Below are 13,532 nucleotides of genomic sequence, written 5' to 3'. Positions count from 1 at the left end.
AAGATCATGTTTAATCAAACATATAAAACATTATTTATTGTACTGACCGTATTCTTGGGTTTTACAGCTACATCGTGTATCGATGATCTGAACACATCGCCTATTGATGATGATGTGGTAACTTCAGAATCGATCTACAATACCCCGGAAGAGTATAGACAGGTATTAGCCAAGCTTTATGCAGGCTTTGCCACAACAGGCCAGCAAGGGCCTGCAGGTGATGCCGATATTCAGGGCATTGACGAAGGGTTTTCAAGCTATGTTCGTCAATATTTCACACACCAGGTAAATCCAACCGATCTGGCGATCATAGGGTGGGGTGATGAAGGACTTCCTGATTTCAACACTATGTCATGGACCGCTTCCAATGACTTTGTGATGGGTATGTATAGTCGCATCTACTATACCATTGCCATGGCGAATGAGTTTATTCGCAATGCCGAAGGCCGTGAAGAAGCAGCTATTCAGGAATACTTGGCTGAGGCACGATTTATCAGAGCACTGAGCTACTGGCATGCTCTTGACCTTTTTGGTGGAAATGTGCCCTTTGTCACTGAAGATAACGAGGTAGGAGCAGAGCCCCCTCAAAGAACCAATGCTCAGGATCTGTTCAATTTCATAGAAAGTGAGTTGCTTGAAATTGAAAGTGAGATCATTGCGCAGGGACAAAATGAATATGGTCGTGCCGACCGTGCAGCCGTTTGGATGCTGCTTTCCAAACTGTACATGAACGCCGAAGTGTATATTGGCGAAGATCGCTATGACGATGTGATCACCTATACCAATAACATCATCGACGATGGTGCCTATCAGCTTCACGATAATTATCAGGAGCTATTCATGGCGGATAACCATACTGCTGATGGGATCATCTTTCCGATCACTTTTGATGGTGTGAATACCACCGGTTACGGGGGTACTACCTTTATTGCTCACGCTGCGGTTGGCGGAAATATGAATGCCGCCGAACTAGGTCTTAACGGGGGCTGGGGCGGTTACCGAACCCTTCCTCAATTTGTCGATCAATTTGATCTTTCAGGCTACACAACACCAAATCCAGGTGGAAATGATGAGATCTATGTTCCCGGCGGATACCAATCTGCGAGTGGGTACTCTAATGACTGGAGCCCTGCAGATGCTCCACCACTGGTTTCAGAGAATAACGATGGTATCTATACCGGATACGTTTATTTTGCTGAGGGTGCTGAATTCAAATTTACTGAAGACCGAACTTGGACAACCAATTATGGAGGCCAAGACGGTAATTTGGTCCAGAACGGAAACAACCTTTCTGTAGCAGATGGTGGAGTTTACTATATGGAAGTAAACCTGAACGACCTTACCTACTCAGTTGAAAATCAGGGAGTAAATCCACTTGATGCACGCGCGATGTTCTTTACTGATGGTCAAAACAAAGAGGTAGCTGATCCGGGTACTTTTGCGGATGGTTATACTATCACCAAATGGAAAAACATCAACAGCGATGGCAGTCCTCCCCAAGACCTTGAATTTGTGGATATCGATTTTCCAATGTTCCGATTGGCTGATGCCTACTTGATGTATGCAGAAGCAACTGCTCGCGGTGCAGCCGGTGGTGATGTCAATAAAGCCGTTACTCTGGTCAACGATCTGAGATTCAGAGCTTACGGAGATAACACTGCTGATGTAACTGCACAGGAAATCACCCCAGAGTTCATTCTTGACGAACGAGCAAGAGAGTTGTATTGGGAAGGACATCGCAGAACAGATCTTATCCGTTTCGGCTTATTCACAAGCGGTGATTATGTATGGGCATGGAAAGGCGGAATTCAGGAAGGTCAGGCAGTAAGTGGTCACTTTAACATTTATCCGCTGCCTTCTTCTGACGTAAATGCGAATCCAAACCTGGTGCAAAACCCGGGTTACTAAAACCAACAATTTTTTAGGACAGAATCATGAAAAAATTAAATCTATTCATATTTGTTTTAGCAGGCCTGTTTGTCTTCACATCATGTGAAGACAGCTTTGGGCCGACCTACAGTACCAATGTTGAAGGTCCGACATTTACGACTTCTCCAGCCGGTCAATCTCTTGTTTTGACAGAAGAAAACAGTGAGGAAGTGGCCTTTGAGTTAGAATGGCGTAAACCGGGGGTAGGGTTCAGAGCTCCGGCTGAATACACCATTGAAATGGCTGAGGCAGGCACTGATTTTGCAGCTCCTGCCACATTGCTCAGAACTAATTCGAACTCAGCAACAGTAATGGTGGGCGAATTCAACAATTCATTACTTACCGCTGGATTTCCGGTAAATGTTGAAAGTGCAATTGACCTGCGAGTGGTAGCAGACATCAATGATAATGTTGAGGTGCTTCACTCAGCAGCCGTTTCATTTGCAGTAACTCCATACTATGTGGATATATCTTATCCTCAGATCTTTGTTCCAGGTGGTTATCAGGCTGCCAGTGGTTATGGCAATGACTGGACTCCGGGTGATGCTCCACCGTTGACCTCACTACAGGATAATGACCGTTATGAGGGCTATGTTTATATGGCCAATGGTAATAATTACTTTAAGTTCACAGCCGAAAGAAGCTGGGATCTCAACTGGGGAACTCCTGATAATAATGGGAACCTTGAAGAAGGCGGGATCGGTAACGACCTGTATCTCGAAAATCCGGGTTATTACAAAATGAACGTAAACCTGAATACCCTCACTTATACTCTTATGAATACACAGTGGGGTGTTATCGGAGATGCCACACCGGGTGGTTGGAGTACAGACACCGACATGACCTACGATCCGGCTGAAAAAACCTGGTCCGTGGATATTACATTATCTGCCGGCGAGATGAAGTTTAGGGCAAATGATGACTGGGCTCTTAACTACGGCGACGCTGAAGGTGATGGCTTCCTTGATCAGGATGGAGCCAATATCCCAGTTCCTGCATCGGGTAACTATACAGTGATACTGGATCTTAGTGAAGCTCCGTATACCTACGAGTTGATCCAGAACTAAAAGATTGAATAAACTGCCTGGGGTTCACTCAGCATAGAGAGACCCCAGGTTGGTTTATAATTTTCAAGGTTACAACACATGTTTCCAAAAGAAAGAATGTGTTTTATCTGGCAAATACGTAAAGTGCATCTTTTATAATAACTTAAAGATACTCCAACAAACTGATCCGGTAATACTTAAAGAGATTTGATTTGGCAGCTACAATTTACGATATCGCAAAAAAGGCCGGAGTAAGTATAGCCACCGTTTCCCGCGTTTTTAACAACAGCGGTAACGTATCCGACAAGGCCCGTAAAAAAGTATTAACCGTGGCAGACGAAATGGGATATCACCCACAGGCATTTGCCCAGGGTTTGGCTAGTCGTAAGAATAACACGGTAATGATCGTGGTACCCGTTATCTCCAACTATTTTTTCATGGAGATCCTCGGTGGGGTACAAGATAAGTTGAGTGAGGTGAACTACGAGTTGAGTATATTCAATATTTCACCCAATAAAGACCTTAAAAAACAAGTAGAACACGTACTCAAGCGTAGATGGGCAGAGGGTTATTTATTTGTCTCTATACATCTCGAAGATAAAGATTGGGAAAGTCTTCAAAAATATAACGTCCCCATTACCTTGGTGGATGAGTATTTTGGAGGATTTGACTCTGTAAGTGTGGATAATGCGCAAGGAGCATACAGAGCCGTAAAGGCACTTCATGACTGCGGACATCGGCGAATTGCGATGTTATCGGCCATGGAAACTTCCAAACCCATAAAAGATCGTTTACGAGGATATAAAAAAGCTCTTGGAGAACTTGACATCCCTTTCGACAAGCAACTGGTTGTTAAGGGAGACACCATGAACAGGGATGGTTTTACTGAAAGAGCCGGCTATGAGGCAATGATAAAGATGCTAAAGATGGATCCGATTCCGGATGCCTGTTTTTGTGCATCTGATATTCAGGCTGTAGGAGCATTAAAAGCCATGCAGGATACCGGCAAGTCAATTCCTATCATTGGCTATGATGATATTGAACTGGCCGAATATATGGGATTGTCAACGATTCGTCAGCCCATGAGGGAAATGGGATTTTTTGCTACTCAAAATCTTATCGACAGGATGAATAACCCGGATAAAACTATATCACAAACCATTTATACCCCAGAACTTATTACTCGGTCTTCTACAAAAGTAAACGGAAGAGCGGTTGATGTTTAAAGATATTACAATGAAAGTAGTTAGATCCCTGTTAGTTTTTTTACTGATCCAATGTTTAGGGTCGGCAGTGCTTGCGCAAATCATCGTCACCGATCCTATTTTTCCAACAGAGTCAGGTCAAGTTACTATTACCTATGACGCAACAGAAGGTAATGGTGGTCTGGCCGGATTTACCGGTGATGTCTATCTTCATACCGGAGTTATTACCAGTGAAAGTACCAGCAGCAGTGATTGGAGATACGTGCCGTTTGACTGGAATACTCATGATGAGTCCATGAAAGCAACACCGCTCGGCAATGATAAATGGGAATTCACTTATGGGCCTTCTGTACGGGAATTTTTTGGAGTTACCGATGCAGGAGAAGTAATTGAGCAAATCGCGATTGTATTTAAGGGTGTTGAAGGCGGAAGCGTTACTGCAGAAGGAAAGGATACCGGAAATTCAGACATATTTGTAGATCTTTATTCCGGTGAGACCAATGCCCAGTTCATTACTCCTGCTGATGATGTTGTAATTCTTAACAGAAACGAAACCTTTGAAATTGAAGGCGCGGGTTCAACTACATCAGGAACAATAAGCTTAACGCTTCAAAAGAATGGGGATGAAGTGCAATCGGTTTCAACCGAAAGCCTTACCTACAGTTACACACCGGAGGCTAATGATACCGATGTAACGTTTGAGCTGATCGCAGACGATAATCAGGGGACCAAAGATACAGCTTCCGTATTCTTCACGATCAAAGATAATAACGGGCAGATATTAGACCGTCCCGCAGGGCTTGAGGATGGGATCACCAGAAATCCCGATGGTTCGGTAACGCTTTCACTTTTTGCTCCTTCTAAAGAATATGTATATGTGATAGGAAGTTTCAACGACTGGACTCCCAGTTCTGATTATTTGATGAATGTAGAACATCAGGGGACCGACAGTACCTGGTTTTGGATCGAATTAAACGACGGCAGTCTGAGTTCCGGTGATCACGCATTTCAATATCTTGTTGATGGTAACCTCAGGATCTCAGATCCTTATTCTTCGTTGGTACTTGATCCGTACAATGATCAATATATCAGCAACACTACTTTCCCGAACCTCATGCCATATCCTTCTGAAGAAACCGAAGGATGGGTTACCTACCTGAGACAAGAGCAAGAATATACCTGGGAAGCCACGAATTATCAGCGTCCGGCCAAAGAAGAGCTCGTTATCTACGAATTACTGATCCGTGATTTCCTTGAGGAGGGTAATTTCCAGACACTGACAGATACCCTCAATTACCTGGAAAATCTTGGAGTGAACGCTATTGAATTAATGCCCGTAAATGAATTTGACGGAAATCTAAGCTGGGGGTATAATCCCAATCATCACCTGGCACTCGATAAAGCTTACGGCACTCCGGAAGCCTTCAAGAAATTTGTGGATGAGGCCCATAAACGGAATATCGCAGTGATCCTCGATGTGGTAATGAATCACGCTACGGATCCGAACCCACTTTACCGGCTCTATGGAAATGATGATAACTATTATTTCAACTCTGTGGCCCGGCACGCCTATAATGTTTTCAATGACTTTGATCATTCATATTCTGGCACTCAATACTACAACAAACGTATGATCGAGCATTGGATCGAAGAGTATAAGATCGATGGTTTTCGGTGGGATCTGACCAAAGGATTTACTCAGAATTGTGCGGGAGACGGTGGAAGTTGTACCGGAAGCTTTCAGCAAGACAGAGTTGATGTCTTAAAAAAATATTCCGATTACCAATGGGCCGCAGATCCTGAGTTTATTGTAATTTTTGAGCATCTGGGAGGTGAACAGGAGGAAGCCGAATGGGCTAATTACCGTGTAGATGAAGGCAAAGGAGTTATGTTATGGGGGAACATGAATGGGAACTACAGTGAAGCCACCATGGGTTATCATGACGGGGGGAAATCGAATTTGTATCGTGTACTTTCCGAATCTCGCAGCAGTTTTCAGAAGCGACACCTCGTTGGATACATGGAAAGCCATGATGAGCAATGGCTGATGTTCAAGAATCTGAACTACGGTAATTCTTCCGGAAATTATGATATCACTGAGCTTGGAACAGCACTTCAGCGTCAAAAACTGGCCGGAGCATTTTTCTTTACACTGCCCGGGCCGAAAATGATATGGCAATTTGGGGAACTTGGTTATGGAGGAGGTCCCGGAGAGTGCCTTAAGCCAAGTGGTGATGGAAGTAATGGAGATTGTCTTTCTTCTGACCCGATCAGAGTAGGTGAAAAACCCATTCGCTGGGATTATTATGATGACACTGAACGGAAGAAACTGTATAAAGCCTGGAGTGCATTGATCTATCTAAGAAAAAGCTCTCCCGTCTTCACAAACCCTGATATGCTTGAGCACAGCTTATCAGGTTCGGTCAAAACAGTCACTTTACAGCATTCTGATTCAGATGTTGTAATTGTAGGTAATTTCGGTGTAGAAACGGCAACTCCTACGGTTTCTTTTCCATCTACCGGTACGTGGTATAATTATTTTGGCGGGACTTCGGAAACCATCTCCAATACAGAGCAGCAGATTCCTTTAGGTCCGGGTGTATTTGAGATCTTTACAACCAAAGAATTTGCTACTCCGGATGGCGATATCGTAACCTCAAAGGAAGAGGGGGAAGAGGTGCCTTCTTCCTATAAGTTAGGACAGAACTATCCGAACCCGTTCAATCCAACTACTTCATTTACCTATAACGTGCCTCAAACAGCGGAAGTCAAACTCGAAGTGTTCGATATGCTGGGCAGAAAAGTGAAGGAATTGGTAAATGAGCGTAAAGCAGCCGGCAGCTACACCGTATCATTCGATGCCAGCGATCTTAGCAGTGGTATGTATATCTACCGATTACAGGCAGCCGAAACCGTTCTCTCCAAGAAAATGACGCTCATTAAATAAACAAGTTTAAGTATGATCTCAGTTATAAAAAGACTTTCAGTAGCACTCTTAGTAACCTTTGTTATTGCCGGGTGTACGGCTCCGATCGACGCTCCCCATAATTCAGAGATCATTGGATTGGCTTCTCCGGTAACCCTGGGGCATGATACCACTCAAATCATTACGGCAGATTATTTCAAATCTCACTCACTCATCGATTCCATTCATGCTCCAGCCGGCCTGGACGCGAAATTAAGCCGTGATAAAAGCACCGTTACTCTCACCGGCTCAATCCAGGACCCGTTGGATGTATTGAAGATATGGGCCGATGGGTATGCCTACGATATGCTGTTGAAAGCATCAAACAAGAAGCAGGTAACCATTACCTTCGATCCTGAGGGAAAGAACGTCAGCTCTGTAAAGCTGAAAGGCGAAATGAATAACTGGAATCCCAATGCGGCCATTCTTGAAAGGAAAGGAGAGATTTGGGAAACAAGTATGATCGTGAATGAAGGCGTGTATCAATATGTGTTTGTGGTGGATGGGGTAGAAATGCCTGATCCCGATAATCCGAATACGGTATCAAATGGAATGGGTGGAACCAATTCGGTTCTCACGGCAGGTAATCCCGATGCTGAAAGACTTTATCTTGAAACTTATGATCATTCAGGTCCTTCGGTATATCTGAAGACGGAGTCGCCTGAAAATACCATTGTATTCTGGGAAAACTACCAGCTTGAAACCCGCCATCAGGACAATATGGTAAGTTTTCAGATTCCCGGTAACGCCAGAAGCATGCAACGTTCAAGTATCAGGGCCTGGACCTTTGATGAAAATGGACGGGTTTCAAACGATGTACTGATACCGCTAAATAACGGATGGGTAGTGGAATCTGCTTCGGACCTTACCCGTAAGGACTATCACAACTGGAATATGTATTTCGTGCTCATCGACCGGTTTAGTGATGGCAATCCTTCCAACACCAGAAAAGTGGATGACCCTGATATACACCCCAAAGCAAATTACTACGGCGGTGATTTTGCAGGGATCACACAAAAGATTGAAGATGGATATTTTGAAAGTATAGGGGTGAACACACTGTGGTTATCGCCGATCACCAAAAACCCTGAAGGTGCCTATGGACTTTGGGATAAAGGGGGAGTGACCACGAAATTTTCCGGTTATCACGGATACTGGCCGATCTCATCTTCAAAACTGGATGACCGTTTTGGAACCAAGGAAGAATTTGAAACACTGCTGGACGTAGCCCATGAAAATGGAATGAGTGTGATCCTCGATTATGTGGCAAACCATGTACACGAAGAGCATCCGGTCTATCAGAGAAACCCGGACTGGGCAACGGACCTGTATTTGCCTGACGGTTCACTGAACACTGAAAAATGGGATGAATACCGCCTTACCACCTGGTTCGATACCTTTATGCCAACCCTTGATTTCTCTAAGGAAGAAGTGATAGAGACCATGACGGATTCCGCTTTATTCTGGGTGAAGGATTTTGACCTTGATGGATTCAGGCATGATGCCACCAAACATATTCAGCTGGAATTCTGGAGGACCCTGACCCGCAAGATCAAGGATTCAGTGACCATCCCGACCGGTGAACAGATATTTCAGATCGGTGAAACTTATGGAAGCCGCGAGTTGGTGGCCAGCTATATCAATTCGGGAATGCTGGATAGTCAGTTCGATTTCAACATGTACGATACTGGCCTCAATACCTTTGGTCAGGGTAATACCTTCGAAAACCTACAAACCCAGCTACAGGAAAGTTTTAACTACTACGGCTATCACAACCTGATGGGCTACATTTCGGGTAATCACGACAAAACCCGATTCATCACTTTAACCAGTGGAGAAGTAAGCTGGGATGAAGACGGTAAGTTAGCCGGATGGACCAGGGAAATTGAAGATCCACAGGCTTTTGCTTACAAGAGACTCAGTATGTTTCATGCCTTTAACCAAACCATACCGGGCATTCCGGTTACCTATATGGGGGATGAATATGGTCAGCCCGGTGCCAATGATCCGGATAACCGACGATGGATGGAATTTGATGAAAGCGAGCTGACAGAACCTGAGATCGCAAATAGAAATATTTTCAGAAAACTCACAGAGCTCAGAAACAATGAAATGTCACTGACCTATGGTGATTTCAGATTCCACACCGTAGGTGAGGATAAGTTAGCATACTCAAGGGCATATTTTGAGGATCAGTCTATTGTGGTTTTCAATAAAGCGGACTCTGATCAGGAAATTAGCCTGCAGCTTCGGGATGAATTCGATTACACCAACCTGAAAGCCCATTTTGGCAATGATTTCCGCGTTGAAAATGGAAGATTATATGTAACCCTTCCATCCAATACATTTGAAATTTTAACCTTGTGATTGTGACTCAAGATAGGAAAGTTAGCAAACTCGAAGCGTCCGATAGGACCTGCGAGCGTTGCGAAAAACGAGGAAGATACTTTTAACCGAACGCTGCGAGGTCTTGAGGACGCTCGCAGGTTCTGCAATTTGCTTGCTAAAAAATTTATCAACAAACATTACATAAAACACTCATGAATCGATTTAAAAACCTGTTTTTAGCTTTTATAACCATTTCCACGCTGATGCTGTCATCCTGTGCTGCTCCTGAGGTTGATACCAATGAAGCACAAATTGATGCCATTACGGCTCATCCTGAATGGAGTAAGGATGCCAGTATTTATGAAGTGAATATCCGTCAGTATTCAGAGGAGGGGACCTTCAATGCATTCCGCAAAGATCTTCCTCGTTTGGAAGCTATGGGCGTTGATATCCTTTGGCTGATGCCAATTCACCCGATCGGGGAGAAAAACCGAAAAGGTCCTTTGGGAAGTTATTACTCAGTTCAAGACTACAAAGCCGTTAATCCTAATTTTGGAACAGAAGAAGATTTCAAAGCTTTGGTCAGTGAAGCCCATGATCTGGGAATGAAAGTAATTATTGACTGGGTAGCCAATCATACTGCATGGGATAGTCCATGGACCGAAAACAAGGATTGGTATGAACTGGATGAAAATGGCAATTTCATTCCTCCAAGAGGAACAGACTGGACGGATGTCATTCAACTGGATTATGAGAACCAGGAAATGAGAGCGGCTATGACCGATGCCATGGAATACTGGGTTCGTGAATTCGGTGTGGATGGTTACCGTTGTGATGTGGCCGGTATGGTTCCACTCGATTTCTGGAAGGATGTACGAACCAAACTGGATGAGATCAAGCCGGTGTTCATGCTGGCAGAAGATGAAGGACCTGAAATGCATGAGGCCTTTGATATGACCTATGCCTGGACCTATGCACATGTCATTCGCGAAATAGCTGCCGGTAACGACGATTTTGGTACGCTTGACAGCCTGATGGAAGTGGAAGAAACCAAATTCCCTGAAAGTGCTTATCGCATGTATTTTACAACCAATCATGATGAGAACTCCTGGAATGGAACAGATCCCGGAATGTATGGAGACAATTTTGAGAACTTCGCGGTACTGTCTGCAACCTTAGACGGTATGCCTTTGATCTATAATGGGCAGGAATCAAACCTTGATAAGCAACTCGAGTTCTTTGAGAAAGATGAGATCGAATGGAAGGAATACGAATATCAGGCATTTTACACCATGCTTTTTCAGCTTAAAGAAGATAACGAAGCTCTTTGGAATGGACAGTATGGCGGTGACCTGAATATCTTTGAATCACCTGAACAAACCTATGCCTACAAACGGGTTAAAGGTGATGACTGGGTATTCGTTTATTTGAATAACAGTACAGAATCTATTAATGTGCCACTTGAGGATTATGAGATCCCAGTTGATGCATCAACCTATGAGATCTATTCAGAACAGTTGCCACCAACAGAGAACTATTATTTTGAAGTGGCACCAAATTCATGGTTGCTGATCGCGAATGATTGATCGATCTCAAGTTTACGGTCCGGCGGTTAAAAAATACCGTCAGGCCGTTTTATTTTTAACAGGTACGTAATGTGACAGAACCGTTCAATTGGTCACGTTGACATTTTGATGGTTCATTCTGCACAATTTCTATAACAAATAGTTAACCAATAATTTAAAAATATTCGGCTTATGTCTGACCAACTTTTAAACAAAAGACCAAAGCTCAGTTTCTGGGAAATATGGAACATGAGCTTCGGATTTCTGGGAATTCAATTTGGCTTTGCCCTGCAAAACGCCAATGTAAGCCGGATCTTTGAGACATTGGGAGCCAATGTAGATGATATTCCAATTCTGTGGATCGCAGCACCGCTGACCGGTCTGGTTGTTCAACCCATTATCGGTTATTTCAGTGACCGAACCTGGACAAGGCTGGGCAGAAGGCGTCCTTACTTTTTATTTGGAGCGATCGCTGCATCGGCAGCATTGATCATCTTGCCTAATTCACCGGTGCTTTGGGTGGCAGCCGGTATGCTTTGGATCATGGATGCCTCCATTAATATTTCGATGGAACCATTCCGTGCCTTTGTTGGTGACATGCTGCCATCCGAACAGCGAACCAAAGGATTTGCCATGCAGAGTTTCTTTATAGGAACCGGTGCGGTAGTTGCTTCTGCCTTGCCGTGGATGCTGAACAACTGGTTTGGCGTTGCTAACACAGCTCCGGAGGGAATGATCCCGCCATCTGTGAAGTGGTCATTTTATTTAGGTGCCATTGCATTTATTGGAGCAGTTATGTGGACAGTGACCAAGACCAAAGAATACTCTCCTGAACAACTGAAGGCATTTGAAGATGCCGAAAAAGAAGAGATCGAGGATAAAAATGCCCTCAGGGAAGTACCTATTGAAGCCGGAGATGGACAGAAGAAAGTTGTAATTGGGATATTATCAGCTCTATTTGGAGCTGTGACCACCTGGTTGACCTATCACTACGGATTGGACAAGGAAGTGTATGTAGCAACCGGTGGTATAACGGTGGTTGGTTTGGTGATGATGGTAGCAGGGTTCCTGCAACGTTCAGGAAAAACCGAACAAGGCCTGGTGGTGGTTATGCACGATTTCATTCATATGCCAAAAACCATGAAACAGCTGGCTTTGGTTCAGTTCTTCTCCTGGTTTGCTTTGTTTGCTTTATGGATCTATACAACCTCAGCGGTAACTTCCCACATCTATGGAACCAGTGATACCACATCAGCTCTATACAACGAAGGGGCTGACTGGGTTGGTCTTATGTTTGGTGTTTATAACGGAATTGCAGCACTCGTTGCGTTTGGGTTGGCGCCAATGGCCAAATTGTTGAGTCGTAAATGGGTGCATGCCATTTCATTAATGCTGGGTGGAGCCGGACTTATAATGATCTACTTTATCTCTGACCCTATGATGATGATCGTATCTATGGTTGGAGTTGGTGTAGCCTGGGCATCCATTCTGGCCATGCCATATGCCATTCTGGCCGGTTCCATCCCTGCTAAAAAGATGGGGCTGTACATGGGGATCTTTAATTTCTTTATCGTACTGCCACAGCTTATTGCTGCCACCGTATTAGGTTATGTGACACGTACCTACTTTGGTGGTGAGGCCGTTTTTGCCCTCGTACTTGGAGGAATCGTACTGTTCATCGCTGCAGCCACGATGTACTTTGTGGACGATGTGGATGAGCAAGTTGACAAAGCTTAAAAGCCCGGTATTAGTAAAAGTTGCAACAAATTAGTAATTTCGTTGCAACGAGAAATAATTCGAGAGCAATGAGCAAGAAAGACAAAAATAAAAAAGACATTGTCTGGTTCGGGATGAAGCTTACCCCCGAGGAAAAGGCCAAGATCAAAATGCTGGCTAAAAGGAAAGGGGTATCTCAAAAAGAATTGATCTTAAGTCTTGTAAATGAAGAGATGATGGAGTATGAAGTTGAACCGAAACCTGGTTCGTTGCTGGATCGGATGCAACATCTCGTAGGAATTATAGAAGACGGACCAACGGATCTATCCACTAACCCAAAATATATGGAAGACTTTGGTAAAGACAGTCTATATAGACGCCGGCCCAATAGTAGCGATTCTAAGTAAAAGGGATGAACATCACTTTTGGGCTTCAGAACGAATCGGTGAAATTGAGGAAAATTTAATTACCACCTCAATTATTGTTGCTGAAGCTTTTCATATTTTGAAAAAAGTGCCGAAAGGTGTTTCCGGACTCTTTCAAACTATTGAGGAAGGATTCATTCAAGTTGAAGAGTCCTATCCGAAAAACCTTCGCTATATCCATGAAGGAGTATTAAAGTATAGTGACATTCAAGCTTCTTTGGGTGATTTAAGCCTTCTTTCAATGATTGATGATCCTAAGTATTCCAGAGTTTTTACTCTGGATTATGATTTTAATATTTATCGGGATCGCTCTGGAAACCCGTTAAACCTAATATCTCCATACAATTCTTGAT

The 13,532-nt window shown here is 43.8% G+C and carries 9 protein-coding genes; all 9 read left to right on the top strand.

The annotated features are described in order from the left end of the window. The first annotated feature begins 6 nt into the window (after window positions 1-6). The 9 genes from C3B73_RS00605 (at window position 7) to C3B73_RS13875 (ending at window position 13,531) form a co-directional block, all read left to right on the top strand. A complete protein-coding gene (locus C3B73_RS00605) occupies window positions 7-1,908 on the top strand; it encodes a RagB/SusD family nutrient uptake outer membrane protein (protein WP_103663693.1) in 1,902 nt (633 codons plus the stop codon). Window positions 1,909-1,934: 26 nt separating this feature from the next. After that, window positions 1,935-2,996, top strand: a complete 1,062-nt coding sequence (locus C3B73_RS00600) for a SusE domain-containing protein (protein WP_103663692.1) — start codon at window positions 1,935-1,937, stop codon at window positions 2,994-2,996. A gap of 191 nt (window positions 2,997-3,187) precedes the next feature. Beyond that, window positions 3,188-4,201 (top strand): LacI family DNA-binding transcriptional regulator, encoded by a 1,014-nt coding sequence (locus tag C3B73_RS00595; RefSeq protein WP_103663691.1) that lies wholly within the window; start codon window positions 3,188-3,190, stop codon window positions 4,199-4,201. Between the two features lie 10 nt (window positions 4,202-4,211). Then, the gene (locus C3B73_RS00590) at window positions 4,212-7,127 is read left to right on the top strand and encodes an alpha-amylase family glycosyl hydrolase (protein ID WP_198597243.1); all 2,916 of its coding nucleotides are present in this window, start codon (window positions 4,212-4,214) and stop codon (window positions 7,125-7,127) included. Between the two features lie 12 nt (window positions 7,128-7,139). Then, window positions 7,140-9,512, top strand: a complete 2,373-nt coding sequence (locus C3B73_RS00585) for an alpha-amylase family glycosyl hydrolase (protein ID WP_103663689.1) — start codon at window positions 7,140-7,142, stop codon at window positions 9,510-9,512. Between the two features lie 173 nt (window positions 9,513-9,685). Beyond that, window positions 9,686-11,059, top strand: a complete 1,374-nt coding sequence (locus C3B73_RS00580) for an alpha-amylase family glycosyl hydrolase (protein ID WP_103663688.1) — start codon at window positions 9,686-9,688, stop codon at window positions 11,057-11,059. Between the two features lie 171 nt (window positions 11,060-11,230). After that, the gene (locus C3B73_RS00575) at window positions 11,231-12,775 is read left to right on the top strand and encodes an MFS transporter (protein ID WP_103663687.1); all 1,545 of its coding nucleotides are present in this window, start codon (window positions 11,231-11,233) and stop codon (window positions 12,773-12,775) included. A gap of 68 nt (window positions 12,776-12,843) precedes the next feature. After that, the gene (locus C3B73_RS00570; RefSeq protein WP_103663686.1) at window positions 12,844-13,161 is read left to right on the top strand and encodes a hypothetical protein; all 318 of its coding nucleotides are present in this window, start codon (window positions 12,844-12,846) and stop codon (window positions 13,159-13,161) included. Beyond that, on the top strand, window positions 13,109-13,531 hold the full coding sequence (locus C3B73_RS13875) for a type II toxin-antitoxin system VapC family toxin (protein ID WP_157939379.1): 423 nt from the start codon (window positions 13,109-13,111) through the stop codon (window positions 13,529-13,531). The genes C3B73_RS00570 and C3B73_RS13875 overlap by 53 nt, the downstream gene beginning before the upstream one ends. Window position 13,532 lies beyond the last annotated feature (1 nt).

Source organism: Gracilimonas amylolytica, from assembly GCF_002911695.1.
GTDB classification, from domain to species: Bacteria; Bacteroidota; Rhodothermia; order Balneolales; family Balneolaceae; genus Gracilimonas; species Gracilimonas amylolytica.
This window is presented reverse-complemented; position numbering and strand designations above follow the sequence as displayed.

What these genes read in the sequence shown, in the direction of transcription:
- C3B73_RS00600 (WP_103663692.1), top strand. Translation starts at nt 1,935, where the DNA reads ATGAAAAAATTAAATCTATTCATATTTGTTTTAGCAGGCCTGTTTGTC.
- C3B73_RS00590 (WP_198597243.1), top strand. Translation starts at nt 4,212, where the DNA reads ATGAAAGTAGTTAGATCCCTGTTAGTTTTTTTACTGATCCAATGTTTA.
- C3B73_RS00585 (WP_103663689.1), top strand. Translation starts at nt 7,140, where the DNA reads ATGATCTCAGTTATAAAAAGACTTTCAGTAGCACTCTTAGTAACCTTT.
- C3B73_RS00575 (WP_103663687.1), top strand. Translation starts at nt 11,231, where the DNA reads ATGTCTGACCAACTTTTAAACAAAAGACCAAAGCTCAGTTTCTGGGAA.
- C3B73_RS00605 (WP_103663693.1), top strand. Translation starts at nt 7, where the DNA reads ATGTTTAATCAAACATATAAAACATTATTTATTGTACTGACCGTATTC.
- C3B73_RS00580 (WP_103663688.1), top strand. Translation starts at nt 9,686, where the DNA reads ATGAATCGATTTAAAAACCTGTTTTTAGCTTTTATAACCATTTCCACG.
- C3B73_RS00570 (WP_103663686.1), top strand. Translation starts at nt 12,844, where the DNA reads ATGAGCAAGAAAGACAAAAATAAAAAAGACATTGTCTGGTTCGGGATG.